This is a genomic window from Glycomyces albidus, from assembly GCF_009451885.1.
GTDB lineage: Bacteria > Actinomycetota > Actinomycetes > Mycobacteriales > Micromonosporaceae > Glycomyces > Glycomyces albidus.
Genome location: NZ_WIAO01000038.1, coordinates 1 through 26,044 on the forward strand (window position 1 = coordinate 1; position 26,044 = coordinate 26,044).

26 protein-coding genes are annotated in these 26,044 nt (G+C 72.1%); 16 read left to right on the plus strand and 10 right to left on the minus strand.

From position 1 onward, the window contains the following. Positions 1-202 precede the first annotated feature (202 nt). The gene (locus tag GFD30_RS22025; RefSeq protein WP_153027322.1) at positions 203-2,932 is read right to left on the minus strand and encodes a beta-L-arabinofuranosidase domain-containing protein; all 2,730 of its coding nucleotides are present in this window, start codon (positions 2,930-2,932) and stop codon (positions 203-205) included. Positions 2,933-3,125: 193 nt separating this feature from the next. Between GFD30_RS22025 and GFD30_RS22030 the strand changes: the two genes are divergently transcribed. Beyond that, positions 3,126-3,443, plus strand: coding sequence for a DUF2218 domain-containing protein (locus tag GFD30_RS22030; RefSeq protein ID WP_153027323.1), 318 nt, complete (start codon positions 3,126-3,128; stop codon positions 3,441-3,443). A 13-nt stretch (positions 3,444-3,456) separates the two neighbouring features. Here GFD30_RS22030 and GFD30_RS22035 read toward each other — a convergent pair whose 3' ends face one another. After that, the gene (locus GFD30_RS22035; protein WP_322633499.1) at positions 3,457-4,218 is read right to left on the minus strand and encodes a sulfite exporter TauE/SafE family protein; all 762 of its coding nucleotides are present in this window, start codon (positions 4,216-4,218) and stop codon (positions 3,457-3,459) included. Positions 4,219-4,273: 55 nt separating this feature from the next. Here GFD30_RS22035 and GFD30_RS22040 point away from each other — a divergent pair, with 55 nt between their 5' ends. Further along, positions 4,274-4,786 carry a GNAT family N-acetyltransferase gene (locus tag GFD30_RS22040; protein WP_153027325.1) on the plus strand — a complete coding sequence of 171 codons (513 nt, stop codon included), beginning with the start codon at positions 4,274-4,276 and terminating at the stop codon, positions 4,784-4,786. A gap of 23 nt (positions 4,787-4,809) precedes the next feature. On the opposite strand, the gene GFD30_RS22045 is transcribed toward GFD30_RS22040, so the two are convergent. After that, positions 4,810-5,427, minus strand: coding sequence for a GyrI-like domain-containing protein (locus tag GFD30_RS22045; protein WP_153027326.1), 618 nt, complete (start codon positions 5,425-5,427; stop codon positions 4,810-4,812). A gap of 167 nt (positions 5,428-5,594) precedes the next feature. On the opposite strand from GFD30_RS22045, the gene GFD30_RS22050 reads away from it, so the two are divergent. From GFD30_RS22050 to GFD30_RS22065, 4 genes are all read left to right on the plus strand, one after another. Further along, positions 5,595-6,395 (plus strand): nucleotidyltransferase domain-containing protein, encoded by an 801-nt coding sequence (locus tag GFD30_RS22050; protein WP_153027327.1) that lies wholly within the window; start codon positions 5,595-5,597, stop codon positions 6,393-6,395. Positions 6,396-6,735: 340 nt separating this feature from the next. Continuing rightward, positions 6,736-7,302: an RNA polymerase sigma factor gene (locus GFD30_RS22055; protein ID WP_322633500.1), complete on the plus strand. Its 567-nt coding sequence runs from the start codon at positions 6,736-6,738 to the stop codon at positions 7,300-7,302. Further along, positions 7,286-7,567: a hypothetical protein gene (locus GFD30_RS22060; RefSeq protein WP_153027328.1), complete on the plus strand. Its 282-nt coding sequence runs from the start codon at positions 7,286-7,288 to the stop codon at positions 7,565-7,567. The genes GFD30_RS22055 and GFD30_RS22060 overlap by 17 nt, the downstream gene beginning before the upstream one ends. A 135-nt stretch (positions 7,568-7,702) precedes the next feature. Next, the gene (locus GFD30_RS22065) at positions 7,703-8,452 is read left to right on the plus strand and encodes an alpha/beta hydrolase family protein (RefSeq protein WP_194202069.1); all 750 of its coding nucleotides are present in this window, start codon (positions 7,703-7,705) and stop codon (positions 8,450-8,452) included. Positions 8,453-8,635: 183 nt separating this feature from the next. Here the strand turns inward: GFD30_RS22065 and GFD30_RS22070 are convergent, their stop codons facing one another. Next, positions 8,636-10,741, minus strand: a complete 2,106-nt coding sequence (locus GFD30_RS22070) for a catalase (RefSeq protein WP_153027330.1) — start codon at positions 10,739-10,741, stop codon at positions 8,636-8,638. Positions 10,742-10,879: 138 nt separating this feature from the next. Continuing rightward, the gene (locus tag GFD30_RS22075) at positions 10,880-11,980 is read right to left on the minus strand and encodes a 3-deoxy-7-phosphoheptulonate synthase (RefSeq protein WP_153027331.1); all 1,101 of its coding nucleotides are present in this window, start codon (positions 11,978-11,980) and stop codon (positions 10,880-10,882) included. 722 nt (positions 11,981-12,702) lie between these two features. On the opposite strand from GFD30_RS22075, the gene GFD30_RS22080 reads away from it, so the two are divergent. Then, the gene (locus GFD30_RS22080) at positions 12,703-14,232 is read left to right on the plus strand and encodes an alpha/beta hydrolase (RefSeq protein ID WP_153027332.1); all 1,530 of its coding nucleotides are present in this window, start codon (positions 12,703-12,705) and stop codon (positions 14,230-14,232) included. A gap of 51 nt (positions 14,233-14,283) precedes the next feature. Here GFD30_RS22080 and GFD30_RS22085 read toward each other — a convergent pair whose 3' ends face one another. Further along, positions 14,284-16,089, minus strand: coding sequence for a glycoside hydrolase family 15 protein (locus GFD30_RS22085; protein ID WP_153027333.1), 1,806 nt, complete (start codon positions 16,087-16,089; stop codon positions 14,284-14,286). A 126-nt stretch (positions 16,090-16,215) separates the two neighbouring features. Here GFD30_RS22085 and GFD30_RS22090 point away from each other — a divergent pair, with 126 nt between their 5' ends. Continuing rightward, positions 16,216-17,823, plus strand: a complete 1,608-nt coding sequence (locus GFD30_RS22090) for an acyl-CoA dehydrogenase family protein (RefSeq protein WP_153027334.1) — start codon at positions 16,216-16,218, stop codon at positions 17,821-17,823. Positions 17,824-17,967: 144 nt separating this feature from the next. Here the strand turns inward: GFD30_RS22090 and GFD30_RS22095 are convergent, their stop codons facing one another. The 3 genes from GFD30_RS22095 to GFD30_RS28095 all read right to left on the minus strand — a co-directional run bounded on the left by GFD30_RS22095 (position 17,968) and on the right by GFD30_RS28095 (position 20,454). After that, positions 17,968-18,351, minus strand: a complete 384-nt coding sequence (locus tag GFD30_RS22095) for a hypothetical protein (protein ID WP_153027335.1) — start codon at positions 18,349-18,351, stop codon at positions 17,968-17,970. A 276-nt stretch (positions 18,352-18,627) separates the two neighbouring features. Then, positions 18,628-19,539, minus strand: coding sequence for a hypothetical protein (locus GFD30_RS22100; RefSeq protein ID WP_153027336.1), 912 nt, complete (start codon positions 19,537-19,539; stop codon positions 18,628-18,630). A 36-nt stretch (positions 19,540-19,575) separates the two neighbouring features. Then, positions 19,576-20,454, minus strand: a complete 879-nt coding sequence (locus GFD30_RS28095; protein ID WP_322633501.1) for a helix-turn-helix domain-containing protein — start codon at positions 20,452-20,454, stop codon at positions 19,576-19,578. A 130-nt stretch (positions 20,455-20,584) separates the two neighbouring features. Between GFD30_RS28095 and GFD30_RS27635 the strand changes: the two genes are divergently transcribed. From GFD30_RS27635 to GFD30_RS22140, 8 genes are all read left to right on the plus strand, one after another. Then, positions 20,585-21,361, plus strand: a complete 777-nt coding sequence (locus tag GFD30_RS27635; protein WP_153027337.1) for a class I SAM-dependent methyltransferase — start codon at positions 20,585-20,587, stop codon at positions 21,359-21,361. A gap of 185 nt (positions 21,362-21,546) precedes the next feature. Beyond that, complete coding sequence (locus GFD30_RS22115; protein ID WP_153027338.1) at positions 21,547-21,957, plus strand: YbaB/EbfC family nucleoid-associated protein; 411 nt, start codon at positions 21,547-21,549, stop codon at positions 21,955-21,957. Then, entirely contained in the window at positions 21,954-22,268 is a 315-nt protein-coding gene (locus GFD30_RS22120) for a type VII secretion target (protein WP_153027339.1), read from the plus strand. The genes GFD30_RS22115 and GFD30_RS22120 overlap by 4 nt, the downstream gene beginning before the upstream one ends. Before the next feature lie 13 nt (positions 22,269-22,281). Then, positions 22,282-22,992, plus strand: a complete 711-nt coding sequence (locus tag GFD30_RS22125) for a hypothetical protein (protein ID WP_153027340.1) — start codon at positions 22,282-22,284, stop codon at positions 22,990-22,992. Positions 22,993-22,997: 5 nt separating this feature from the next. Next, on the plus strand, positions 22,998-23,780 hold the full coding sequence (locus GFD30_RS22130) for a hypothetical protein (RefSeq protein WP_153027341.1): 783 nt from the start codon (positions 22,998-23,000) through the stop codon (positions 23,778-23,780). A gap of 35 nt (positions 23,781-23,815) precedes the next feature. Next, positions 23,816-24,394 (plus strand): hypothetical protein, encoded by a 579-nt coding sequence (locus tag GFD30_RS26410; protein WP_194202070.1) that lies wholly within the window; start codon positions 23,816-23,818, stop codon positions 24,392-24,394. After that, positions 24,391-24,924, plus strand: a complete 534-nt coding sequence (locus GFD30_RS22135; protein WP_194202071.1) for an SUKH-4 family immunity protein — start codon at positions 24,391-24,393, stop codon at positions 24,922-24,924. Before GFD30_RS26410 ends, GFD30_RS22135 begins: the two co-directional genes overlap by 4 nt. 4 nt (positions 24,925-24,928) lie before the next feature. Further along, positions 24,929-25,399 carry an SUKH-4 family immunity protein gene (locus GFD30_RS22140; protein ID WP_153027343.1) on the plus strand — a complete coding sequence of 157 codons (471 nt, stop codon included), beginning with the start codon at positions 24,929-24,931 and terminating at the stop codon, positions 25,397-25,399. A 5-nt stretch (positions 25,400-25,404) separates the two neighbouring features. Here GFD30_RS22140 and GFD30_RS22145 read toward each other — a convergent pair whose 3' ends face one another. Further along, positions 25,405-25,920, minus strand: coding sequence for a DUF4395 domain-containing protein (locus tag GFD30_RS22145; RefSeq protein ID WP_153027344.1), 516 nt, complete (start codon positions 25,918-25,920; stop codon positions 25,405-25,407). Positions 25,921-26,044 lie beyond the last annotated feature (124 nt).

Below are 26,044 nucleotides of genomic sequence, written 5' to 3' on the forward strand. Positions count from 1 at the left end.
CCCGCAGCCGGCGGCCGGCCCGCACGACCGGGTTCGCCCGCAGGTGGCGTCGGTCCGTCGAAGCCAGGCGCCGCCGGCGGCCGCGGGCGGTCATCGCCGCGCCCGGGCGGGGCGGTGGAGGATTCGCATCTGCCGATCGTAGGCGGGGGCGGCGCGGATGCCGGGCCGCCTCGGCAGTGCGGGAGGCGGCCCGGGCGTGCGGCTAGATGAACCTCCAGAGGTGGTCGGCGGTGCCGTTGTCGTCCCAGAGGACGATCTGGGCGCCGGCGCTGGTGGAGGCGTTGGTGACGCCCAGGACGCGGCCGCCGTTGGCGCACTGGATGCGGAAGGCGTTGCCGCTGGCCCAGCGGAGGCGCCAGCGGTGGTCGTTGGTGCCGTTGTCGTCCCATTGCATGGCGCGGGCGCCGTTGGCGGTCGAGGCGTTCTCGACGCCGAGGACCTTGGCGCTGTTGGCGTTGCGGAGTTTGAAGTAGCCGCCGGTGTCGAGGACGGCGGTCCACAGGTGGTCGGCGGTGCCGTTGTCCTGCCACTGGATCGCCAGGCCGCCGTTGGCGGTGGACATGTTCTGGATGCCCATGACCAGGCCGCTGTTGACGTTCTGGATGCGGCGGGCGCCGACCGGCACGAAGCGCCAGCGGTTGTCGGCGGTGCCGTCGTCGGGGGCCTGGACGGCCTGGGCGCCGGCCGCGGTGGAGGCGTTCAGGATGCCGAGGAGTTTGGCGCTGTGGGAGTTGCGGAGCTTGTGGGTGCCGTCGCCTTGGTCGACGGGGGTCCAGAGGTGGTCGGCGGTGCCGTTGTCGGCCCATTGGAGGGCGGGGGCGTTGTCGGCGGTCGACATGTTCTGCACGCCGAGGACCTTGCCGCTGTTGCGGTTGCGGAGTTTCAGGGCGGTGCCGGAGACGACGAGCTCCCAGTAGTGGTCGGCGGTGTTCGTGTCGTTCCACTGGAGGGCGAGGCCGCCGTCGGCGGTCGACATGTCCTGGACGCCGAGGACGAGGTTGCTGTTGGCGTTGTAGAGCTTGAAGGCCGGGGTGTCGGTGCTGCCGCCGCCGGTGTTCCAGTAGACGGTGTAGTTGTGGCCGTGGGCGTCGTAGAACGGGCCGAGGTTGACGGTGGCGCCGTTGGCCGTGGCGGTGAACGCGAGCGACGAGGTGCCGGTGCGCTGGATCGACTCCGGTTCGAGGACCGGGAGCGCGCTGAGCGCGGTCGAGCCGTAGTTGCCGGAGAGGACGGTCGGGCCGAAGACGGCCGCGGCGACGTTCTCGTTGTCGTTCGCCGGTTCGATGACCAGGCGCATCGGGAGCCGGAGGGTGACGGTGTCGCCGGAGGTCCAGGTGCGGGTCAGGGTCGCGTACGTGCCCGGGGTGGTGTCGATGTTCTGGGCGGTGCCGTTGACGCTCACCGTGGCGCCCTGGGCCCACGCGGGGATGCGCAGGCGCATCGTCCAGGAGCCGGAGGCGGTGCCGGTCACCGTGAAGGTGGTGGTGTCGCCGACCGGGTAGGTCGTGGACTGGACGACGGTGATGCCGCGCTCGGACCAGGTGAGGGTCGAGGGGGTGTAGAGGTTCACGAACAGCGTGGTGCCGGAGTGGAAGTAGATCGAGTCCGTGAGCTTGGTGAAGGTCTCGATGCCCGTGCCCTGGCAGCACCAGAACGAGTTGTAGTCGGTGCTCCAGGTCCCGCCGCCCCAGGCGGGGCCGACGCCGCGGCGGCCGCCGGGGTTGAGGGGCGTGAAGTAGGTGATGTGCCCGTGGGCGCTGCCGGGGTCCTGCCAGCCGATGAGGTGGTTGAGGAGGGCGCGCTCGTAGTAGTCGAAGTAGGAGGCGTCCTCGGGTTCCATCTGCCACAGCTCGCGGGTGAGCTTGAGCATGTTGTAGGAGTTGCAGCCCTCGCAGGTGTCGGTGTCCAGGTAGGACGCGATGGCGTTGGGGGGCCGGAAGTGCTCGGCCTCGGAGTTGCCGCCGATGACGTACGTGTGGGCGCCGGTGACGATACTCCAGAAGTTGTCGGCGATGTTCCGGTACCTGGTGGTGCCGGTGGCCTTGTATTCGCGGGCGGCGCCGATGGCCTTGGGCACCTGGGTGTTCGCGTGCAGGCCGTTGAGCCGGTCCTGGCCGGCGGCGAGCGGGTCGAAGACGGCGGCGTGGTCGAAGCGCTGGGCGGCGGTGAGCCAGCGTGCGGTGCCCGTCTGCTGGTAGAGGTCGGCGAGGACGGCGTTCATGCCGCCGAACTCGCGGCCGAGCACGGTCTGCATCTGGGAGGCGCTGAGGCGGGCGGTGCGGGTGTCGACCCAGCCGGCGAGGGCGAGGAGGACGTCGCGGGCCTGGGTGTTCTCGATGAGGCGCCAGACGTCGAGGAGGCCGGCGAGGGTCTTGTGGATGCAGTAGTAGGGGACGTTGCCGTTGGTGAGGGTGCCGTTCTCGAGGGCGGTGAAGTCGGACTCGGGGAAGCCGGAGAGGTAGCCGGCCGCGAAGCCGGCGGCGCCGTTGTTGTTCTGGCACTTGGCGAGTTCGGCGACCATGGTGTTGGCCTTGTCGCGGCAGACGGTGTCGCCGAGGACGGCCCAGGCCTGGGCCCAGGCGGTGAGGAAGTGGCCTTGCATGTGGGTGCGGAAGGGGAAGTTCGGGGCGTCCCAGCCGCCGTTGGCGGCGGCGCCGCCGGTGGAGAGGCGGTGGTTGGCGCGGAAGTTGTAGAGGAGGCGGTTGACGTCGACGTCGCGGAGGTATGAGAGGGTGCGGTTCTGGTTGTCGAGCCAGCGGCCGGCGTTGAGTCTGACGCGGCCGAGCGGGAAGGGCTGGGCGAGGTTGCCGATGTCGGTGCGGACGGGCGCGACGGCGCCGTGGGCGGTGCCGGGTGCGGCCACGGCGGCTGCGACGGTGGCGGCGCCCGCGGCTTGGAAGAGCCGGCGGCGGCTCAGGGGTGATGACGGCATAGGATGCTCCTAACTGGAGTATGTGCACGGTCACATCGATATAAATATATTTATCGATAACACTGCTGTCAACCTGCCGCTTCCGGGATTTGTTGTCGTCATTGACAAATGGGTGCCGGGGTGATTAGCCTGCGGATGTACCCCGCGGCGACGGGTGCGAGGCAACGAAACCGCAGTTCTCGGAGGGGAACGCATGATCGAGACGACGTCAATCCGCGACGACCAGGGCGGCCTGCTGGTCTCCACGGCCCAGGTCGCGACCCGCAGTTCGGCGAGCTACGCCGGGCTGCTCGCGGAACTCCTGGGCCGCAAAGTGCCCGTCGAGCCGCTGCCGGGGGGCTACCGGCTCGACTTCGGGATCGGCGAAGGCCTGCTCAACTTCGGCCCGGAGTCCTTGTCGCTCCTGGTCACCGCCGACGACGGCGCCTCCCTGAGCAACCTCCGCGACGCCCTCGCCGTCCACCTCGAACGCCTCGGCCACCGCGACAACCTCCGCGTGGTCTGGCGATAGGGACGGACAGTCGCTAGACCATCAGGAGCGCCGCGCCGACCGCCGTCATCGCGAGCGTCGCGATCTCGAACTGGCGCTGCTCGACCCGCTTCACCACCGCCTTGCCCGCGACCGCGCCGAGCGCGACCGCGGGCACCAGGCACGCGGTCAGCAGGAGCGTGGACCGGTCGATGAGGCCCAGGCCGACGCTGAACGGGACCTTGAACAGGTTGATCGCCAGGAAGAACCAGGCCATCGTGCCCAGGAACCGGAGCTTCGAGAAGCCCGACAGGAACAGGTACAGCACCATGATCGGGCCGGCGGCGTTCGCCAGCATCGTCGCCGCCCCGGCGGACGTCCCGGTCGCGGCCGCCGCGCCGTGGCGCAGCAGCGGCGGTAGGTCCGGCGGCTCGTCCCGGTCCCGCCGCACGTACTTCAGGACGAGCTGGAGGACCACGAGGGCGAGGAGGATCGCGCCGATGAGCGGGCGCACCGCGGCGTCGTCCGCGTAGTCGAGGACCACCGCGCCCGCGAGGACCCCGAGGACCGCCCACGGCGCGAGGCGGGCGAGGATCCGCCACTCCACGTGCCGCGAGTAGTAGCGGATCGCGATCAGGTCGCCGACGATGAGGGCGAGCAGCATCGCCCCGGTCGACTCCTTCGCGGGCATCACGGCCGCGAACAGCACGATCGCGACGGACGAGGTGCCGGCGATCCCGGCCTTCGCGAACCCGACGAGCAGGGCCCCGAGCGCCAGCGCGGCCCACGCCAGGGCCTCGGTCGGTAGGGCGGTCACGGTGTCACATCCTCGCATGTGCGATCATCCGGCTTCCGCCCGAGAAAGGGACCGCATGACATTGACCACCTGGTACTTCGAGATGCGCGACCGCGCGGCGCTGACCGCGGCGAAGGCCCCGGCCGAGGACGTGGCGGTCATGCGCGCGGAGATCCCGAGCCCGGAGTTCAGCCGGTTCCTCTACACGGCCGTCGGCGGCCGGTGGAACTGGACCGACCGGCTCACCTGGAGCGAGGAGGAGTGGCGCGGGTACCTGGAGCGGCCCGGCGTCGAGACCTGGGTGGGGTACGTGCGGGGCACGCCGGTCGGGTTCGCGGAACTCGACGGGAGCAGCGCCGGGGAGGTCGAGCTGGCGTACTTCGGGCTGCTGCCGGGGTTCATCGGCCGCGGGCTCGGCGGGCACCTGCTGACGGAGGCGATCGAACGGGCCTGGACGCTCGGCGAGCGGTGGCCGGACCTCGCCGCGCCCGAGCGGGTGTGGGGGCACACCTGCACGGACGACTCCCCCGTGGCGCTCGGGAACTACCGGGCGCGGGGGTTCACGGTGTACAGGACCGAGGAGAGCTGAGCGCGGCGCGGCGGTCGACGGGGTCAGGCGGGCTTCACCGGCTGCCGGAGGACGGTCTTGAGCTTCGTCGGCTCGGTGCGGCGGGGGTCGCTGAGGTAGATCTCGTGGTGGTCGCCGTTGAAGGCGAGGCCGTTGTCGGGCATGTAGCGGTTGTGGAGGCGGTCGAGGGTCGGCGTCTCGTCGTCATAGGATCCGATGTGGAGGATCTGGACGCTGGTGCCCTCGGTGAACGCGAGGACCCGGAGCCCGCCGAGCGCGGGGTTGCCCTTCTTCTCTGCGGCGGCGGCGACCGCGCGCTCGACCTGCGCTTCGGTGATCCACTCGGGGAGGCTGATGAGCATGGTCCAGTCCCAGTCCTCCTTGCTGCGGGTGAGGAAGACCGCCGGGTCGTCGGCGCGCCAGAGCCCTTCGAGGGGGCCGACGGTGAAGTCGCGGTCCTGGTTGCGCTTGGAGTCGAACTTGAGGGTGTACGCGGTGCTGTAGAGCGCTTCGACGGCCTCGGAGTACGCGGCGGCCGTGTTGGGGTCGCCGTGGCCGTCGACGGCGAGGTAGCGGAGCTCGGGGACCTCGACCACGCTGAAGTCCTTCGCCGAGGGCGCGTAGAGGTCCTTGCGGGCCTTCTTGACGTCGTACTTCTCCAAGGGATGCTCCTCTGCAGGCGGCCGGTCCAGCGACAGGATAGTGGGAGGGGCCGACACGCGTCCCGATTGCGACCGAATCGGTTGCCTCCCAAGCATTCGACGACTGCATCCGGGGCCTTGGGCGCAAATCGGTGGCCTGCGCGGGCCGGGCCTGGAATGCTCTTGCCATGCACGAGCGCCTCCCCCACACCGAGCACGGCGACGCCGCGATCGCCCGCGGCGGCGAGATCCTGCGCACCGAGGTCGGTTCGGGCCTGCACGGCATCGCGATCCCCGGCACCGACGACCACGATGAGATGGGCGTCTTCGTCGAGCCGCCCGAGTGCGTGATCGGCCTGGCCGGGCCGATGGACCACTACGTGTGGCGGACGCAGCCGGAGGGCCGCCGGTCGGGGCACGGCGACACCGACCTGGTCATGTACTCCCTGCGGAAGTTCCTGAAGCTCGCGATCGCGGGGAACCCCACGATCCTCCTGCCGCTGTTCGCCCCCGCCGATTCGGTCTACACCTCGACCGAGCTCGGGGACGAGCTGCGCGACCTCGGTCCGGCGCTCCTGTCCCGGCGCGCCGTCGAGCGGTTCCTCGGGTACCTCGACGGGCAGACCGACCGGCTCCTGGGGCGCGGGCAGGGCTCGGCCCCGAAGCGGCCCGAGCTGGTCGAGCGGTACGGGTACGACGTCAAGTACGCCTCGCACGCGCTCCGGCTCGGCCTCCAGGGGCTCGAGATCGCCGAGCACGGCCGCTTGACGCTCCCGATGCCCGAGGCCGACCGCCGGCGCGTGCTGCACGTCAAGTCCGGAGGCGTGGCCGACCTCGGCGAGGTGCTCGACGACATCCGGTCGGTCCGCGCCAGGACCGTCGCCGTCCTCGAATCGGGCGCCACTCCCCTGGCCGCGGAGCCGGATGTCGACCGGATCTCGGCCTGGTCGGTCGGCGCGCACCAGCGCCACTGGCGCACCCGCGGCTGACCGCTCGGCCGAGCCCCGGGTACCGGGCGCGGGCGGTTCTCAGCGTGCCCGGGGTCGAACCACGAGCGGGCGAGTTCGGGGCGGCGGGCGGAGCGAACGGGCCCCCAAGCGGGGCGAGCGTGGCGACCGCCCGCTCCGGCGGCGCCGCGCGAACGCGTTCCGACCGGATCTCCTGACGCCGCTCTGAATCCTTTCGGGCGGCCGACGCCTCTCATACACGTCCCGGACGAGCCGGGACGGAACTCGGAGGTTCTCATGGTCGTCGGTATCGTCATCGCCGTCGGAGTCGTGCTCGTGGGCACGTGCAGTGCGGTCGCCGTGCGCAAGTGGAGGAGAGCCCGTGGCTGAGTGGGCCTGGCCCGGGGAGCAGCTGGTGGCGGGCGCGCAGCGCGGCGACGTCGACGCGCTCACCGCGCTCGTGTCCGGATCGCATCCGAACGTCCACCGCTTCGCCCGATCGCTCTGCGCCACACCGGAAGACGCCGAGGACGCGGCGCAGGAGGCGCTGATCATCCTGTACCGCAAGATCGGGATGCTCCGGGCGTCGGGCGCGCTGGCCTCGTGGATGTTCCGCATCGTCCGCAACGAGTGCCTGCGCCGCCTGCGAACGGTGCGGTCCGCGGACGCCGTGCCGGACGCGTCCGTTCGATCCGCTGAAGACGAAGTGCTGCAACGACTCGAGGCGGGCCGGGTGGCCGCCGCGATCGCCGCGCTGCCGGACGACCAGCGCGCGGCGCTGATCATGCGCGACATCCAGGGGTACAGCGGCCGCATGGCCGCCGACGCGCTCGGCCTGACCGTGCCCGCGTTGAAGTCGCGTCTGCACCGCGCCCGCAGAGCGGTGCAGGCGTCCCTGAGCGCCCCTGCCGAACCGATGTCGGGAGGTCCCCATGCCGGCGAACGCTGACGGTTCGGGCTTCGCGAGCGCCTCGCTGACCCGGCACCTGGTGCGGGGCGTGATCGGGTTCGGCGGCCTGATCGGCTCGCTCGCGCTGCTGCCCGTGGTCGGATGGGCGAGCCTGCTGCTCCTGCCGGTCGGGGTGGTGGCACTGCGCGGCTGCCCCGTGTGCTGGGCGATCGGACTGGCCGAGACCGTCTCGCGGGGTCGTCTGCAACGCGACTGCGAAGACGGCCGGTGCAGGCTGACGGTCGCGGACCACGGCCGGGAGTGATCCAGAGGAGAGGCGGACCACTCGCTCACGACGGGGTCCGGGCGCTCCGGCACCGGCGCCCGGGCTCCGGGAGCATGCCCGGTCAGGGCGGGTCATCGGCGGTCCGCGGCCATGCGCGTGCCAGAATGGCGCCTCATGGAACTCCTCGACATCGAACATCGCGGCCGCGTGCTTCGCGGCGCGCTCCACACGCCCCAGACGACCCCTGCCCCCGCGGTGGTGCTGTGCCACGGCTTCGGCGGCAACCGCGCCGAGTTCGGCTACGCGTTCGTCCGGCTCGCCGAGCGCCTGGCGCGCCGCGGGATCGCCGCCTACCGGTTCGACTTCGCCGGCTGCGGCGACTCGGACGGCGAGTTCGCCGACCTGACCGTCTCGGACCAGGTCGAGCAGGCGGTGGCGGTCCTCGACGCGGTCGGCGCCCACCCGGCGGTCGATCCCGCGCGGGTGTCGCTGATGGGGATGAGCCTCGGCGGTCTGACCGCGTCGCTGGCCGCCGTCCGGCGCCCGGTCCGGGCCCTGGCGCTGTGGGCTCCGGCCGCGGCGGCCGCGGCCATGGGCGAGGAGGGCGCGGCGCGGCGCGCGGCGGCGATCGAGGCGAACGGCTACGACGACTTCGGCGGCCTGCCCGTCTACCGGGCCTTCGCCGAGGACGCCGCGGCGATCGACCCGTTCGCCGACGCCGCCGGCCACACCGGTCCGGTGCAGCTCGTCGTCGGGTCGAACGACTTCGTCCTTCCGCCGGACCTCATCGAGGAGTACCGGCGGCTCTACGGCGACCGGCTCGACCTCCACGTGATCGACGAGGTCGGCCACGGCTTCGAGACCGTCCCCGCGCGCGAGCACCTGCTCGACCTCACCGAGGCGTTCCTCGCGAAGCACGTCTGACGCTCGCGCTCGCAGCCGCCGCGGAACGCGGACAGGCCGTCTCGGACCGCGCCGCGGCGCTTGCGGTCGGCGGATCCAGGCGGCGCCCGGCGTCGGCGCGGGCGACCGACGAGGACAGCCGCCGGGAGACCGGCCCGAATCGGACGGCGGCACGCCCGCGCGTGCGGGTGCGCCGCCGCGAGGTCAGGCCGCGACGCCGTCGGTGGGACGGTTCCAGGCCCGGTGGTCGGCGATCGCCTCGGCGAACGCGTCGAGGAACGCGTCGGGCATCTCGCCGCCCTCGGCCGCGGTGGTGACGACGCCGAGGTCGACGACCGGTTCGGCGCCCTCCGCGCGGTCGGCGTCCACCCGCGCGATCTCCAGCACGTCGATTCCGGCGCCGAAGGCCGCCACGGCCTTCCGATGCTTGAACGCCTCGGCGACGAAGTGCAGGGCGCGGCCGTCACGGCCGAGCGCGGCCGCCGCATCGGCCCCGCCGGGGACGGCGACGGCGTCGTACAGGACCGACGCCATCGTCGGCAGCGCCCGGTCCACGCTGATGTCCTCGCCGGCGGCCGACCGGACGATCCCGTCCGTGAGCCCCACAACCTCGGGCACCGCGCCGCGGCGGCGCAGGTCGGCGACGAGCCGGGTGAGGCCCGAACCGTCCACCCCGTCCGCGGCGAGGACCGCGACCTTGCGGGTCGCGACCGAGCGGACCGGCGCGATGAGCTGCGACAGCGCCGGGGAGGAGCGGCCGTGGTTCGGTGCGCCCTCCGCCGGCGCGGGTACGCCGACGCCTTCGGCGACCCGCTGCGCGAGGCCGAGGTCCACCAGCCGGAGCTGGTCGACGACGCGGGCCCGGATGCCCTTGTCCGTGACCTTGCCCAGCTCGAACCGGAACGCCGCCACGATGTGCTCGGCCTCGACCGGCGTCATCGAGTTCCAGAACAGCGTCGCCTGGCTGTAGAAGTCCTTGAAGGACTCCGAGCGCTGCCGGATCTTGGCGCCCTCGACCTTCTCGGTGTAGTGGCGGTAGGAGCGCTCGGCGCCCGGCGTCGGCGCGTCCCCGGAGATCGAGTTCTTGTTGTAGGAGGTGCCGGAGGTGTGGACGCGGTGCTGGCTGAAGCCGTCGCGCTGGTCGTTGTGGACCTCGGCGACGGGCCGGTTGACCGGCAGGTGCGCGAAGTTCGGCCCGCCCAGCCGGATGAGCTGGGTGTCGAGGTAGGAGAAGTTCCGGGCCTGGAGCAGCGGGTCGTTGGTGAAGTCGATGCCGGGCACCACGTTCGCGGTGTGGAAGGCGATCTGCTCGGTCTCGGCGAAGAAGTTGTCCGGATTGCGGTTGAGCGTGAGCCGCCCGACCGGGCGCACCGCCACCTCCTCCTCCGGGATGAGCTTGGTGGCGTCGAGCAGGTCGAAGTCGAACTTGAACTCGTCCGCCTCGGGCACGAGCTGCACCCCGAGCTCCCACTCCGGGAACTGCCCGGCCTCGATCGCCTCCCACAGGTCGCGCCGGTTGAAGTCGGGGTCGGTACCGGAGACCTTCTGGGCCTCCTCCCACACCAGTGAGTGGACGCCGAGCAGCGGCTTCCAGTGGAACTTCACGAACGTGCCGTGCCCGGCCGCGTCGACGAGGCGGAACGTGTGGACGCCGAAGCCCTGCATCATGCGGTAGGAGCGCGGCAGCGCCCGGTCCGACATGAGCCACATGATCGCGTGGAGCGTCTCGGGCTGGAGCGAGACGAAGTCCCACAGCGTGTCGTGCGCGGAGGCCGCCTGCGGGATCTCGTTGCGCGGCTCGGGCTTCACCGCGTGCACGAAGTCGGGGAACTTGACCCCGTCCTGGATGAAGAAGACCGGGAAGTTGTTGCCGACGAGGTCGTAGTTGCCCTCGCGGGTGTAGAACTTCGTCGCGAAGCCGCGCACGTCCCGCGGGGTGTCGGCCGAGCCGCGCGAGCCGGCGACGGTCGAGAAGCGCACGAACACCGGCGTGGTCTCGGCCGGGTCGGTCAGGAACGACGCGGTGGTGAACTTCCCCAGCCAGTCGTCGTAGGCCCGGAAGACGCCGTAGGCGCCCGCTCCGCGGGCGTGGACCACGCGCTCGGGGATGCGCTCGTGGTCGAAATGGGTGATCTTCTCCCTGGCGTGGAAGTCCTCCATCAGGGTCGGTCCGCGCCCGCCCGCCTTCAGCGAGTCGTCGGTGTGAGCGACCCGGACCCCCTGCTGCGTGGTCAGCGCCGTATCGTCGTCGGCGATCCGGTCGCGGTCGAGCTGCTCGTCCTTGCGGTCGCGTGCGCCCTCGTGCGCCATGTGCATGTCCCCCTCGAATGCGGTTCCACGCGGCACGTTACCCGCCGAGAAAGGGTGCAGAAGCCGCTTCGGAGGATCAATGCCACGCAGCGGGGACGCCGGCGCGCCCTCGGTCGCGGGCCGCGCCGACGGCGGAGGCTAGGCCCGGCGTTCGCGGCCCTTGCGGACGGCGGCCGCCAGCTCGTTCAGGAGGCGCTCGGTGTCGTCCCAGCCGACGCAGGCGTCGGTGACGCTCTGCCCGTAGGTGAGCGTGTCGAGCGGGCCGGGCTCCTGCCGGCCGGGCTCGATGAAGCTCTCGATCATGAGGCCGGCGATGCCCTGCTCCCCCAAGGCGATCCGGTCGCCGAGCTCGCGGACGACCTCGGCCTGGCGGACGTGGTCCTTGCCGGAGTTGGCGTGGCTGGCGTCGACCACGAGGCGCTCGGGCATGTCGTGCTTGGCGAGGAGCGCGAGCGCGTCGCGGACGTCGGCGGGGCCGTAGTTCGGGCCGCCGCGGCCGCCGCGGAGGATGATGTGGCAGTCGGGGTTGCCGCTGGTGGAGACGATCGAGGCGCGGCCGTCCTCGTCGACGCCGAAGAACGTGTGCTCGCCGGCGGCCGAGCGGCAGCCGTCGATGGCGCCGCCGAGGTCGCCGTCGGTAGTGTTCTTGAAGCCGATGGGCATCGACAGGCCGGACGCGAGCTGGCGGTGGACCTGGCTCTCGGTGGTGCGGGCGCCGATCGCGCCCCACGAGACGGCGTCGGCGATGTGCTGCGGGCTGGTCGGCTCCAGGAACTCGCAGCCGACCGGCAGGCCGGTGTCGAGGACGTCGAGGAGGACCTGCCGGGCCAGGCGCAGGCCCAGCTCGATGTCGTGGGTGCCGTTCAGGTGCGGGTCGTTGATGAGACCTTTCCAGCCGACGGTGGTGCGGGGCTTCTCGAAGTAGACGCGCATGACCACGAGGAGGTCGTCGGCGAGCGGGGCGGCCGCGGCGGCGAGGCGCTGCGCGTAGTCTCCGGCGGCTGCCGGGTCGTGGACCGAGCAGGGGCCGACGACGAGGAGGAGCCGGTCGTCGTCGCCCGCGAGGACGTCCTTGACGGCGGTGCGGCTGCGCTCGACGAGCGCGGCGCGGTCGGGGCCCAGCGGCAGCTCGCCGCGCAGGACGGCCGGGGCCACGAGGGGCTGGAAGCCGCGGACGCGCAGGTCGCTGGTCTGCGGGGCGGTGCCGGAAGGCGCGGCTTGGGCGGAAGTCGTGCTCATCGAGCGAAGGTCTCCTCTTGGTCAGAGGCGGGTGGAGATCCACTCAGAGCAACCCGGTGCCGGCCCGCCTCAACGACGAACGGCAGAGACGGATGTCTCTGCCGCGTGGCTCCGGGTGTCCGTCAGGTCAGCGCGAGTGACCGCGGGCTCCACCCGGAGCCTGCGTAAAGCGCTGATACCAGCGGACGGCGGACATGCGAGAACCGTAGCACACGGTTCCGGCGAGCCGCGAATACGCCGGTCCGTCGGTCCGGGTCCGGAGCGGCAGGGCGGGGTCGCCTGTGTCGAACGCCACATGGGGGCGGCGGGGCGCTGCATCGTGGCGGCGGGGCGCGGGGAGGCAGCGAGGCCACAGGGCGGCGAGACGGCGACGCGCTCGACCACGCTTGCGGAGAGGCACGACGGCGCCTGAACGCGCGGCCGGGGCGGGTGCGGCGCGGGCGACCGTGCCATCGATCCGGGTCGCATCGTCGCTCAGGCGGGCTCGCCGGCGCCGGTACGAGTCGGGGCGGTCGGCGTCGGCGCCGGGGGTCGGGTCCCGCCGGGAACCATCGCGCCCGTGACGGGCGGAGCGGCTGAGGCCGTTGCGCCGCAAGGGGTTCGGTGGACCAAAGGGACGAACTTCGGGACCCCCGACAATACGGTGCGTTCTTTACAATCCTGGAAGGAGCCGAACGCTCCGGAACGGAACTCGGACCCCTACGAACGTAAGGACTTCCGGCTTGAAACCACTCACCCGCACCCTGGCGGCGGCCGCGTCGGCCGCAGCCCTCACCGTCACCCTCCTCGCCGCGAGCCCGCTCGCGGCGTCCGCGCATCCTCGCGGCATCGACTGGGGCCCTTGCCCTGACGCCGAACCGGGCGACGCCGTCGAATGCGCGAAGATCAAGGTGCCGCTCGACTACTCGCGTCCGTGGCGCGGTCAGATCGAGATCGGGTTGGCGCGCCGGCAGGCGACGAACCCCGACGAGAAGATCGGCACCATCCTCATGGACCCGGGCGGCCCCGGCGGCTCCGGTGTCGGCTCCATCATCAACGGCAACCCGCTGACCGGCGAGACCGCCGAGCGCTTCGACATCGTCGGCTTCGACCCGCGCGGCATCAACACCAGCACCCAGGTGCTGTGCAGCGAAGAGGCGCTCCTGAACCAGGCCGGCGTGCCGTTCCCGACCGACCAGGAGTCCTTCGAGGCCCTCGAAGCCGCGAACGCGGCGCTCACCGAGGACTGCCGCGAGCACACCGGGCGGCTGTTCGACCACGTCTCGAACCTGGAGACCGTCGAGGACATGGAGCGCATCCGCCGCGCACTCGGCGAAGGCAAGCTCAACTACCTCGGGTACTCGTACGGGACCATCATGGGCCAGCAGTACGCCGAGGAGTACCCGCGCAACATCCGCACGATGGTCCTGGACGGCAACATGGACCACAGCCTGGGGTCCATCTGGGACTTCATGCGCACCGAGACCGCGGCCGTCGAGGAGAACTTCCTGGCGTTCGCAGACTGGTGCGAGTCCAGTGCGGACTGCGCACTGTTCGGGGAGGACGTGAAAGCCCTGTACGCGGAGCTGAAGGCGAAAGCGCGCTCCGGGGAGCTCACCGACCCGTACCTGGGCGAACCGCTCGACTTCCTCGGGCTCGCCGAAGACTACACGTTCTCGGCGAACTACCCGCAGTTCTGGACCTTCCTGGCCGAGGAGTACGCGGCCATGCGCGACGGCGTCCTGCTGCCGGGCGTCGCCGCCTTCCAGGAGGAGCCGGTCCTGCACGAGAACCTGTACTACCCGGCCTGGTGCCAGGACTGGGGCTGGGACATCGCGGACTACGACGAGCTCGAGTCGCTGCTCGGCAAGCTCGCCGAGGACTCCCCGAACGTGGAGTGGACGCCGTACAACCAGCACGCGCTCACCTGCGTCGGCTCGGGCATCGACCACACCAACGAGCGCGACGAGCTCGACATCCCGCGCAGCGCCCCGCCGATCGTGTTCATCGGCAACGAGCACGACCCGGCCACCGTCTACCCGTGGACGGTGACCGCCGCCGAGCAGGCCGACGGCCACCTCATCACCTACGAGGGCTACTGGCACACCATCTACGGCGGCTACTCGGAATGCGTCGACCAGGCGGTCAACGACTACTTCGTCAACCGCACCAAGCCGGAGGACGGCCTGAGCTGCCCGAACCTGGACTTCCCGGGGCTCTCCGGCCTCTCGGCGGGCCAGCGCACGCCGGCCGTCGGACCCTACGGCCTCTAGGCGCCGGCGGACACTGAGCACCTGCGAGACCTGACGCGCGGTGCGCCCGGATCAACGCTCCGGGCGCACCGCGCGCGGCGTCGTGGCCGGGTGCGCGCCGCTGAGGTGGCGGGCCGAGTTCACCAGGCCCACATGGCTGTACGCCTGCGGAGTGTTGCCGAGCTGGCGGCCGGTGGCCGGGTCGTACTCCTCGCTGAGCAGGCCGAGGTCGTTGCGGACCTTCAGGAGCCGCTCGAACAGATCGCGGGCCTCCTGTTCGCGGCCGATGCCGTGGAGGGCGTCGACGAGCCAGAACGTGCAGGCCAGGAACACCCCCTCCTCGCCGGGCAGGCCGTCCACGCCGCCGTCGGCGCTGACGTCGTAGCGCATCAGGAACCCGTCGCGCGACAGCTCGGCCTGCACGGCGTCGACCGTGCCGGCGACCCGCGGATCGTCCCAGGGCAGGAAGCCCACCTGCGGGATCAGCAGCAGAGCCGCGTCGAGGCCGTTCGAGCCGTAGAACTGGGTGAAGGTCCCCCGGACCGGGTCGAAGCCCTGCTCGCAGACCTCCGCATGGACCCGGGTGCGCAGGTCGCGCCATCTCTCCACGGGCCCTTCGAGTCCGAACTTCTCCACCGCGTGGACGGCCCGGTCGAACGCGGCCCAGGCCATGACCTTCGAGTGGACGAAGTGCCGCTGCTCGCCGCGGATCTCCCACAGGCCGTCGTCCGGGTCATCCCAGTGCTCCTCCAGGAACCGCAGCAGCGCGAGCTGGAGGTCCCAGGCGCTCGCGTCCGCCTGGAGGTCGGCTTCCCGGGCGAGGTGCAGCGCGTCGAGGGTCTCGCCCCAGACGTCGAGCTGGAACTGGCCGGTGGCGGCGTTCCCGATGCGGACCGGCGCCGAGCCGCGGTAGCCGGGGAGCCAGTCGAGCTCCTGCTCGGGCAGCCAGTGCTGGCCGTCGATACCGTACATGATCTGGAGCTCGGCGGGGTCGCCCGCGGCGGCGCGCAGCAGCCACTGCCGCCATGCGTTGGCCTCCTCGATGAAACCGGTGCCGAGCAGGGCCTGGAGCGAGAACGCGGCGTCGCGCAGCCAGCAGAAGCGGTAGTCCCAGTTGCGGACGCCGCCGAGGTCCTCGGGCAGCGAGGTGGTGGCGGCCGCGGCGATCCCGCCGGTCGGGTCGTAGGTCAGCGCCTTGAGGACGATGAGCGACCGGCGGACCGCCTCGGACCATCCGCCTTCGTAGCGCATGGCGCCGATCCAGTCGGTCCAGAACGCCTCGGTGTGCTCGAGGGCCTGCACCGGTTTCGGCGGACGCGGGCGGTCCAGGTGGGAGAGCTGATGCGTGAGCCCGAACGACACGGTCTCTCCTGCGCCGACGGTGAACTCGGCGTGCGCGGCGCCGTCCTCGACGCGGAGCTGCACGTCCGCGTCGAGCCAGGCGGCGTCCGGGCCGGCGATGGCGGCGAGCTCCGAGCCGTGGCAGCGGATCCACGGCTCGATCCGGCCGTAGCCGAACCGCAGGCGCATCACGGTGCGCATCGGGACCCGGCCGCTGAGGCCCTCCACGACCCGGACCAGGTCCGCGGCGCCGTCGCGGGGCGGCATCGCGTCGATCACGCGGACGGTGCCTTCCGGCGTGTCCCACTCGGTCTCGAGGATGAGCGTGTCGGGCCGGTAGCGGCGGCGCGTGCACCGCCCGCCGCCGACCGGGGCGAGCACCCAGCTCCCGTGCTCGTCGCCGCCGAGGAGGGCCGCGAAGCAGGCCGGGGAGTCGAAACGGGGCAGGCACAACCAGTCGATGGAGCCGTCGGTCCCCACCAGCGCGGCCGTGTGCAGGTCGCCGATCATCCCGTAGTCGTCGATGTGCGAGGCCAACGGTCCCCTCCTCGTCCGGCGTCCGTCCGGCACGGCGTACCCGGCGGCGCTCCGGGTATGCGGCCGGGGCGCCCCTTCCCCGGCGCGTACTACGATGTGGGATCTGCCGAGCCCCCGGGGAGCGCCATGACCGACACCCACACCGTCGTCAACCAGCCGCCGCCGCTGGTGGACCGGAACCTGTTCGACGCCGACGCGCCGTTGCGCGAGGCCGCCGCGCGGTCGGGCGCGGGCTGGGTCGAAGCCGACGCCCGCAGGCTCGGGGCGGTCCTGGCGACCGCCGAGGCGGGGCGGTGGGCCGAGTCGGCGCACCGGTACCCGCCGGTGCTGCGCACGCACGACCGGTACGGGAACCGCGCCGACGAGGTCGAGTTCCACCCGTCCTGGCACCGGTTCATGGGCCTGGCCGTCGAGTACGGCGCGCACGCGATGCCCTGGGAGGCGCCGAGACCCGGGGCGCACGCCGCGCGGGCGGTGCTCATGTCGCTGCTCGCGCAGGTCGAACCGGGCCACTGCTGCCCCGTCTCGATGACGTACGCCGCGGTCCCGGCGCTGCGGGCCGAGCCCGCGCTCGCCGCCGAGTGGGAGCCGCGGATCACCTCGCGCACCTACGACTTCGGGCTGCGACCGGCCGCCGAGAAGGCCGGCGTGCTCCTCGGCATGGCGATGACCGAGAAGCAGGGCGGATCGGACGTGCGGGCCAACACGACGGCCGCGACCCCGGTCGGCGACGGCATGTACGCGCTGCGCGGCCACAAGTGGTTCTGCTCGGCGCCGATGAACGACGCGTTCCTCGTGCTCGCGCAGGCGCCCGGCGGCCTCACGTGCTTTCTGCTGCCGCGGGTCCTGCCGGACGGGTCCCGGAACGCGATCCGCTTGCAGCGCTTGAAGGACAAGCTCGGAAACCGGTCGAACGCGTCGGCCGAGATCGAACTCCACGACGCCCTCGCGCACCGCGTCGGCGAGGAGGGCCGCGGCGTCGCGGTGATCATCGAGATGGTCAACCACACGCGGCTCGACTGCGTCATCGCCACCGCGGCCGGGATGCGGCAGTCCGTGGCCGAGGCGACCTGGCATGCGGCGCACCGCAGCGCGTTCGGGAAGCGGCTGGTCGACCAGCCGCTCATGACGCAGGTGCTCGCGGACCTGTGCGTCGAGTCGGAGGCCGCGACCGCGGTCATGATGCGCCTCGCGTCGGCGTACGACTCCCCGGAGGAGGCACCGTTCCGCAGGCTCGCAACGGCGGTCGCGAAGTACTGGGTGTGCAAGCGCGGGCCCGGGCACGCGGCCGAGGCGCTGGAGTGCCTGGGCGGCAACGGGTACATCGAGGAGGCGCCGCTCGCGCGCCGGTACCGCGAGCAGCCGCTGCTGTCCATTTGGGAGGGTTCGGGGAACGTCATCTGCCTCGATGTGCTGCGGGCGCTGGCGACCTCGCCGCAGTCGGCTGAGGCGTTCCTCGCGGAGGTGGAGCCGGCGGCGGCCGAGGACGCGCGGCTGGCCGCGCACGTGGACCGGGTGAAGCGGACGCTCGCGGCCGGCGTGGACCAGTCCGGGGCGCGGCGGCTCACCGAGGACCTCGGACTGGCGCTCCAGGCGTCGCTGCTGGTCCGCTACTCCCCCGCTGCGGTCGCCGACGCGTTCTGCGCCTCCCGGCTCGGCCCCGACCGGGGGCTGGGCTACGGCTCCGTGCCGGTGGCGGCCGCGGAGGCGATCGTGGCCCGGCACCGGCCCTAGCTCGTGAGCGGGCGCGGGGCCGCGGGGGCCCGCGCCGGGGCCCGCCCCCGGGGCCGCCCGGCAGGGTTCCGGCCACGGCCCCACGCTGGTGGGCGGGCGGGCCCCGGGCCGGGCCGCCCCGGGGCCGCGCCGCGTGCGCAGCGGTCAGGCTGCCGAGGGGCCCTGGGGTTCGGCGGTCTTCCCGCGGTTGGACAGGAACCGGTACGTGTACCGGTAGGCGACGACGATCGCGATGCCGCCGGCCAGCCCGACGGCGAGCGCCACGGGGAAGATCATCGCCTCGGTGCCGCCGGCGAACAGGAGCGGCGCGAAAACGAGGAGGAAGCCGTAGCCGATCGCGGTGAGGACGCTGGGAGGCGCCTCCGGGTCGGCCCGTTCCTGGATCCTGCGGCCGGCCACGATGGCCGCCAGGCCGACGATCGCGACCGCGCTGAGCCACGCGTAGGCGATCGGGACTCCCAGGTAGGCGAGCAGGAAGCCGAGGAAGACGGTTGCGAAGAGGTGGAGGACGGTGATGATTCTCGCCATGGTCGGCGCCTTTCGAACAGGGGTGGACCCTCCGAATCTACTCAGGAGCGTCGCCCGGCTCCCGGCGAAGGTCCGGGCTGGTCGGACCGGCGGGAATCGAAGGTCGGCGGCACCGGCGGGACGCCTTGCGCCGCAGGCTGACCGGTGATGGGCGGGCGCTCGGTGAGGAGCCGCGGGAAGTCGGCGGCGGTCGCGCGGGGCCGGCGCTCGGCGGGCGTTCACCGAAGTTCGTGGCGTCGGCGGTCGGTGAGGCGTTTTCGCCGGCGGGTGCGCCGGTCAGTCGCAGACGACGTGGAGTCGGGCGGTGACGGCGTCGCCGGCGAGGACCGTGTCGAGTTCGACCTGGCAGCCGCCGGCGGAGCCGTCGTAGGAGATCCGGTGCGAGGTCAGGTCTCCCGAGGTGAGGTCGCCGTCGGGGTAGCGCTCGCCCGTGGCGGCAGCCGCGGCCATGGCCTCGATGTCCGCCAGCGCGGCCTCGTCCTCGACGTGGAAGAGCGCGTGGACGCCGTAGGTCGCGGAGGGGTTGTAGAGCGGCGCGAGGAGCCGGGTGCCTTCGGGCACCTCGCCGAGGGTCTCGTCCCGGCCGAGGAGGGGCACCTCGGTGCCGGGACCGAGTTCGCCGGCGTCGGCTTTCGGCGGTTCGAACCCGGATTCGCCTTGGGGCGCCGCGAAGTCGATCCAGTCGGTGCGCCTGGGGTAGATCGTGGTCCAGGCGCCGATCTCGACTTCGAGGCGGGCGAAGGACTCCGCTTCGTCGGGGTTCTCGTGCCCGGTGAAGTGCGCCTGGATCTTGGTCAGCCCGTCGGCGCCGACGCCGTAGACGGAGCAGGCGAAGACGCCGTCGACACCGCACGTGTCGAAGTCCGGTGAACTCACGGCGCGCAGGCCCTGGGCCTCCATCTGGGCGGCGAGGTCGCGGACGGCCGTGTACGGGTCCTCGGTGAGCATGAACTCGGCCGTCACCGACTCGGGGTCCTCCGGCAGGTCCTCCTGCGCGGGCCGAAACTCCTCGGGAAACGGCGTGCCCAGGAGCACCGACCCGGCGGGGACCTTCCAGCCGTCCCAGAACTCCTCGCCCGGCTGGACGTAGCCGGGCTGCGACGTGTCGACCTCGGTGACGCCGCAGCCGGCGGCGACTGCGGCGACCAGCGCGACCGCCGCCAGCGAGGCGGACCTGCGAACGCTCATCGCTCCAGCGTAGGCGGCCCGCGCCAGAGCGGCGGTTCAGGCGCGGTCGCCCGGGTGCGCCTCCGTGTACGCGCGGAGGACGGGCGTGAACGAGGCCGCGTGGTCGTGGCCGCAGGCGCAGTTCCGGTGCGTCTCGGCGAGAAAGGCCCGCGGTGCGGCGCCGGTGAGTCGGACGCATTCGCGGGTGAGGTGGGACTGGTCGGCGTAGCCCGCGCGGACCGCGAGCGCTGCGAGGCCGTCGTCGGCCGGGGCGCGGCCTCGGGCGATCGACCGCTGGACGAGTGCGAGGAAGCCCTGGAAGCGGAGGATCCGGTGCAGCGGTTTCGGCGCGAGCCCGACGGCCGACCGGAAGCGGCGCCGAAGCTGCGTCTCAGAGAGGTGCAGAGAGTGGTGCAGCGAGGTCACTTCGGTCGCGCGCCAAGGCATGAGCGCATGCACCGCCGCGGACACGAGCGGGTCCGGGGCCGCATCGACGCGATCGAGGACATGGCGCTGCATGGCGGCGAGCGCAGCTTGGGGGGATGCGGCCGCGTCGACGGCGTCGGCGAGTGCGAGGGCCGAAGGGCCCCAGAGTTCTCGGGCGTCGAGCGCGATGCCGCTCAGTTCCGACGCGGGTGGTGCGGCGACCGCCCGGAACGCTCCGGGTATGAAGCGCATGCCGACGAGGGCGGTCCCCGGTTCGAGCACGTCGGCTCGCGGGCCGGTGAGCGGTCCGAGCACCATCGGCGCGGAGCCGATCCGGCAGACGAGCTCGACGGCGCCGCTGGGGGTGCGGCGGTGGGCGTACGGGGCGGCTTCGGCGCCGGTCTGCTGGACCCAGACTGCGGAGACGAGTCGGCGGAGCGCGGGGACTGGTGCGCGTTCGTCGAGGCGCTGCCCGTCGACCGGGGGCGCCGGGAACGCTTCGGCGGTCACTGCGCCAGTATGGCGGACCGGACCGAAGGACGCCCGGTTCGTTCAAGCCGGCGCGGTCGCGGCGGCCGTACGGTTCGATCATGTTCGACACGACCGTTCGCCGGCTCGTCCGCAGTGCAAGGCGTCCGCAGTGAGCGCCCGCGTCCAGGGGGCGCTCTGGAGTCGCGATCCGCAGGGCTGGGCGGAGCACGCCGAGGGCCGGATCATGCCGTTGTACGAGCGGGTGCTCGAGCGCCTGCATCCGCTCGCCGGGAAGCGCCTCCTCGACGGCGGGTGCGGATCGGGGCTGTTCGCCGAGCTGGCCGCTTCGCGCGGCGCCGACGTGACCGGGCTCGACGCGGCGCCCGGGCTCGTCGAGTACGCGCGGCGGCGGCGCACCCCGGCCCGGTACACCGTCGGCGACCTCCAGCGGATGCCGTTCGCGGACGGCGCGTTCGACGTGGTCACCGCGTTCAACTCCGTGCTCTACGCCGCCGACCCCGTGCGGGCGCTCGCCGAGATCGCGCGGGTGACCGCCCCGGCGGGCCGGGCGGTCGTCACCGTGGGCGCCGGTCCCGAGCAGGCCGAGAGCGCGGCGTTGATCAATCCGCTGGCCCCGCGCGGCGAGGTGCCCGACCACCGCATGCTCGACCTCGCCGACGCGGACGCGGCCCAGCGCGCCTTGCGCGCCGCCGGGTTCGCGACGGCGGAGACCGCGGACATCGTGTTCGATGTGGACTTCGCGGACCTGGACGACGCGATCGCCGCGCAGCTGCCGGCCGGGCCGGTCGCCGCGGCCGTCCGGCACTCCGGCCGCGCCACTGTGGAAGCGGCGCTGCGCTCGTTCTTCGCACCGCGCACGCGGGTCGACGGGACCGTCCGCATGGGGCTGGTCTTCCGCTGCCATCTCGCCGAACGGGCGCGCTGACCGGCGGTCTCCCGGTTTCGTGCCATTCGGGGCGCCCATCGGGCCCCGCCGCACCCTCGGGCCCCATCGATCGCACTGCGCCACATCGATGTACCCCGCAGTGAGTGAACGGCATCTATATTCCGGAGTTGTAGCCACCTCCGGACCAACGGTCATCGTTGGCCTTCGATCGGATCGGAGCAACCGTGGACGACAGCCCCTTTGCGAACATCAGGGCCCCCGAGGACGCCCGAGCGGCGCTGGCGAACTGGAAGGAGAAGGCCGACAAGATGGCCGCGGACGCCATCGCGGCCTCCGAAGCGGTCCAGGAGCTGACCGCGGTCGGCATGGACGCCAACGGGGTCGTGACGGTCAAGCTCAACTCCGCCGGCGCCGTCATCGGCGTCCAGTTCGCGCCCGAGTTGCAGCGCATGCAGCTGCGCCATGCCGAGCGCCAGTTCATGGAGGCCTACCAGAACGCCGGCAAGGCCCTCCTCGACAACGCCCGCGCCGCCGTCCAGGAGCGCCTCGACCCCGGCTCCCCCACCGCCCGGGCCCTGGTCGACTCCATCAGGATGCGCTTCCCCGAACCCCCCGCGGAAGCAGACCGGATATGAGCGACCACTTCCAGGTCGTCACCGACGACCTGCGCACCCACGCGGCGACCATCGACTCGGTCAGGGAGCGTTTCGGCGCGGTCCTGTCGGCCATCGACACCGTCGCCCAGGACGACCAGGCCTACGGGATCATCTGCCAGTTCCTGCCTCCGATCCTCCAGAACCGGCAGGACGAGCAGAAGGAGCTGACCACCCTCGCCCAGGAGAACCTCGAGCTCCTCGCCCAGGCCCTGAACGACACCGCCGACGAGTACGACGCCGTCGACGAGGCCGTCGCCTCCGACTACCGCGCCATCCACGACCGGATCTGAGCGGAGGCATTTCGTGACCGACCTCGTCGCCACCGCAAGTGACGTCCCCGCCCAGCCCGGAGCCGCCTTCGCCGGAGCGGGCATCGTCGAGTCCTACGCCGGCCTGGCCATGGCGATCGACTCCGGCTCCTGGATCGACGCGTCCGTCGCCGGCCTCGGCGTGGCGCTGGAGACCGTCGGCGCCGTGATCGACCCGATCGGCACCCTCGCCGCCGCCGGCGTCGGCTGGCTCATCGAGCACGTCCAGCCCCTCAAGGAAGCCCTCGACATGCTCGCCGGCAACCCGACACTGGTGGAAGCCCACGCCATGACCTGGGACAACGTCGCCAACGAGTGCTTCGCCATGGCCGCCCAGCTGGAGACGGCCATCGCCGAGGTCCAGTCCTGGACCGGCGGCGCGGCCGACGCCTACCGGGGGATGGCCGACGCGAACGTCGACGTCCTCGGCTGCGTCGGCGGCACCGCGCTGTCGCTGGGCACCGCCACCCGCGGCGCCGGCCAACTGGTCACCATGGTCCGCGAGTTCGTCCGCGAGTTCGTCGCCGAATGCATCGGATCGCTGATCGCCTGGGCCGCCGAGGTCGCCTTCACCGTCGGCATCGGCGCCGCCTGGGTGATCCCCAAGGCGGTCATGCGCATCACCGAATGGGTCGGCAAGATCTTCGGCTGGATCACCGGCCTCATCGACTCCATCACCGCCCTCCGCGACCTCCTCTTCGGGTGATCACCATGCGCCGACTCCTCCGCCAGGCCGCTCTCATCCCGATCCTGCTCGGGCTCCTCGGCCTCCACGCCCGCCGCCCCCGCACGGACGTCGACGTCGACGTCGACACCAGCCGCAGCGACTCGGACACGGACACCCGCCGCGTCCGCAGCCCGCTGCCGGGCCGCAGCCACACCGCCGACGCCGCCGAGACCCGCACCCGCATCACCGCGGCCCGGCCCAAGCGGCCGGGCCCGCCCGCGCAGCACCCGCACCGGCGCAAGCGCAAGCTCCCCGACGGCACCGTCCTCGAGATCCCGAAGAAGGGGACGCCCGAGCGCCCGAAGCAGACCCCCGAGTACTCCTCCGGATTCACCGAGGGCCTGGACGCGCCGACGCAGAACGAGGACGGCTCGTGGAACATCAACCTGCGCAAGCACGAGGACTGGGACCAGGCCGACTTCGACGCGAAGGCGAACTACCTCAAGGAGCTCGGCGAGAACGACCAGCTGTCGAAGAAGACCGGTGACGGCGACGAGCGCGGCAGCACCGTCGACCAGTGGCGCCGCGACAAGGAGTACGAGATCCTGCACACCTCCGAGACCCAGGCGGAGGTCAACCAGCGGCTCCAGGAGCTGGACCGGCAGCAGATCGACCACGCGCACGAGCTCCAGTTGGGAGGCCGGGACACGCAGGACAACATGTGGGGGATCGAGTCGGTCACCAACCACGGGATGGGCGGGCAGATCAACTCGCAGCTCCGCCAGGTGCCGGACGGGGCGAGAGTCAGAATCAACATCGTAGAGTGAGCTGCGGAGCCACGAACCTGTGAAGGAGGGGCGACATGAACCACCGCGATGCGATGGCGCGCAAGATCGCACTGCTGCGCTCGACCGGGGCGGTCGAGGAGCTCGAGCGCCGCTGGGAGGACGCGGACGAGGACCCGCCGTACGCGACCTATGCCGTGCTCGAGCTCGCGGACGGCGCCGAACCCTCGCGGACGTGGCCCGGCGGCCTCGACGACTTCTACCGGCTCGCCTCCGCGGCGGGCTTCGGCGGCGTCGAGATCCGCCCCGAGGACCAGGTGGCGCCGCAGCGGCCGGTCGACTCGCTCGGTGAGCCGATCGACGACCGGGAATGGGTGCGGATCGGCGACATCGGCTACGAGGACGCCCTGCTCATGGACGCGGCCTCGGGCGAGGTCATCGTCTACGTCGACTCGTACTTCAAGTACGGCTGGGACTCCCCGGTAGTCCTCACCTGCGCCGACGTGCCCGAGTTCATCGACACCGTCGCGCTCGGCCCGCGCCACAAGGAGATCCGCGGTCCCGTCGACCGGCAGCGCGAGCCGTGGTGGGAGACCGATCCCTGGTACTCCTACCTGCTCGAGTCCGGCCTCGTCGCCGGGGAGGAGGAGCGATGACGGACCCGGACGCGTACCTGCGGGCATGGGAGCCGGACAACGTCATCCGCTTCCCGAGGGACCAGTGGATGCGGGAGTTCGCGGCTCCGGCGGGCGCCTACCCCGAGGTCGACTTCCTCCCCATCGAGATGTCGGTCGTCTACACCGCCTATCTCACGGGCCGGTTCGAGCTCTATTCGACGCTCAACCTCGGAGGCGAGGACGGCTTGCGGCTCAAAGTGATCGGCGCGGTGCCCGCCGACCGGGACAACATGCTGTTCTGCCTCGACACCGCGACCGGGCGCGTCCTGCTCCTGGGCGTCGCGCAAGGCACGCTCGAGCTCGTCAACTCCACGTTCAAGGCGCTGACCGAGTTCCTCTACCACTTCGCCCGGTTCGTCGACGCCGACTCGGGTACGGCCGGCCGGCCCCTGCGCGCCAAGGCCCTTCGCTCGTCCCTGAACGCGATCGACCCCGCGGCCCTCGCCGACCGGGGGTCCTGGTGGTCGATCACCCTCATGCAGCTCGAAGGAAGCCTGAAAGGAGGCTGACGCGATGGAGTACCCGCGCGGCGAGTGGATCGCGAAGGGGATCGACCCCGCGGCGCTTCCCGACGACCTCGACGTCCCCGAACGCGTTCCCGGCCTGTTCACCACCGAGCTCCCCGACGGCCTGAAGGTGTTCGACCAGATCCGGGTCAGCGCCGACGGCACCGATCTCGACATCCGCTTCATCGTGCTCGGCGCGGTCGAACCCCGGTCCGGCCTCCTGTACGTGCTCGACCCGGGCACCGGCGAGGTCCTGCAGTTCGATCCGTCCAGTGTCGCCGTCCGCGGGGTCAACTCGAACTACCGGTGGTTCGTCGAGTTCCTCCGCAGGCTCGCCGCAGCGGCAGAGTCCGCCGGCACCGCCGACGTGCGGACCGTCCTGAACCGGGGCATGCGGTTCACGCTCCGCGCGGTCGACGACCGGGCCTTCGAGGCGGGCGCCTGGTGGCCCAAGGTGTTCAGCACGCTCGGGAGCTGAACACGTCAGACGGCCGCGGCCTTGGCGCGGAGGTTCGCCTCGGTGCGGGCCGTGATGTCGTTGCAGGCCTCGCATACCGAGTCGGGGATCAGGCCGAGGCGAGTCAGCAGGGCGAAGACCTTGCAGCCCAGGCAGAACCCGAAGGCCGCTTCGAGGGTGGCGGCGGCGGCCAGGGCGGCGAGGACGAGCCAGCCAGCGAGGTCGGCGTCGAAGACCAGGAGCAGGAGCGCCGACGTCACCGAGAAGGCGACGCCGATGCCTTGCGCGAAGCGCTTGGGCGGGCCCGGGACGGGCTTGGGTTCGAGCGGGAGGCGGGGCGTGACCACGCGGGTGACGAGCTGGCCGAGGACGCTCAGCGTCGGGCCGGTGGCGGCGCGGGCGATGAAGCCCAGGGCGATGACCACCACGAGCCACTCGAGTCGGAGTGCCAGCGCGAGGACGCTCATGATCACGACGCCCGCGGCGACGAGTCGGGCGGAGACCTCGTTGACGGGGTTGGGGAAGCTGAAGAGTCGGCGCATCGGGCGGATCACTCCACTGGTCTCGGGCGGGCAGGCGGGCGGCCTGCGAATCCTACGCCTTCGGTAGGGATAGTGCAACCGGGGCCCGCCATGCGGGACGCGCCGAAACCGGTGGTCGGGGCCG

What these genes read in the sequence shown, in the direction of transcription:
- GFD30_RS22060 (WP_153027328.1), top strand. Translation starts at nt 7,286, where the DNA reads ATGCCGGCGAACGCTGACGGTTCGGGCTTCGCGAGCGCCTCGCTGACC.
- GFD30_RS22120 (WP_153027339.1), top strand. Translation starts at nt 21,954, where the DNA reads ATGAGCGACCACTTCCAGGTCGTCACCGACGACCTGCGCACCCACGCG.
- GFD30_RS22130 (WP_153027341.1), top strand. Translation starts at nt 22,998, where the DNA reads ATGCGCCGACTCCTCCGCCAGGCCGCTCTCATCCCGATCCTGCTCGGG.
- GFD30_RS22050 (WP_153027327.1), top strand. Translation starts at nt 5,595, where the DNA reads ATGCACGAGCGCCTCCCCCACACCGAGCACGGCGACGCCGCGATCGCC.
- GFD30_RS22065 (WP_194202069.1), top strand. Translation starts at nt 7,703, where the DNA reads ATGGAACTCCTCGACATCGAACATCGCGGCCGCGTGCTTCGCGGCGCG.
- GFD30_RS22145 (WP_153027344.1), bottom strand. Translation starts at nt 25,920, where the DNA reads ATGCGCCGACTCTTCAGCTTCCCCAACCCCGTCAACGAGGTCTCCGCC.
- GFD30_RS22090 (WP_153027334.1), top strand. Translation starts at nt 16,216, where the DNA reads ATGACCGACACCCACACCGTCGTCAACCAGCCGCCGCCGCTGGTGGAC.
- GFD30_RS22075 (WP_153027331.1), bottom strand. Translation starts at nt 11,980, where the DNA reads ATGAGCACGACTTCCGCCCAAGCCGCGCCTTCCGGCACCGCCCCGCAG.
- GFD30_RS22135 (WP_194202071.1), top strand. Translation starts at nt 24,391, where the DNA reads ATGACGGACCCGGACGCGTACCTGCGGGCATGGGAGCCGGACAACGTC.
- GFD30_RS22140 (WP_153027343.1), top strand. Translation starts at nt 24,929, where the DNA reads ATGGAGTACCCGCGCGGCGAGTGGATCGCGAAGGGGATCGACCCCGCG.
- GFD30_RS26410 (WP_194202070.1), top strand. Translation starts at nt 23,816, where the DNA reads ATGAACCACCGCGATGCGATGGCGCGCAAGATCGCACTGCTGCGCTCG.
- GFD30_RS22100 (WP_153027336.1), bottom strand. Translation starts at nt 19,539, where the DNA reads ATGAGCGTTCGCAGGTCCGCCTCGCTGGCGGCGGTCGCGCTGGTCGCC.
- GFD30_RS22070 (WP_153027330.1), bottom strand. Translation starts at nt 10,741, where the DNA reads ATGGCGCACGAGGGCGCACGCGACCGCAAGGACGAGCAGCTCGACCGC.
- GFD30_RS22025 (WP_153027322.1), bottom strand. Translation starts at nt 2,932, where the DNA reads ATGCCGTCATCACCCCTGAGCCGCCGCCGGCTCTTCCAAGCCGCGGGC.
- GFD30_RS22095 (WP_153027335.1), bottom strand. Translation starts at nt 18,351, where the DNA reads ATGGCGAGAATCATCACCGTCCTCCACCTCTTCGCAACCGTCTTCCTC.
- GFD30_RS22040 (WP_153027325.1), top strand. Translation starts at nt 4,274, where the DNA reads ATGACATTGACCACCTGGTACTTCGAGATGCGCGACCGCGCGGCGCTG.
- GFD30_RS22030 (WP_153027323.1), top strand. Translation starts at nt 3,126, where the DNA reads ATGATCGAGACGACGTCAATCCGCGACGACCAGGGCGGCCTGCTGGTC.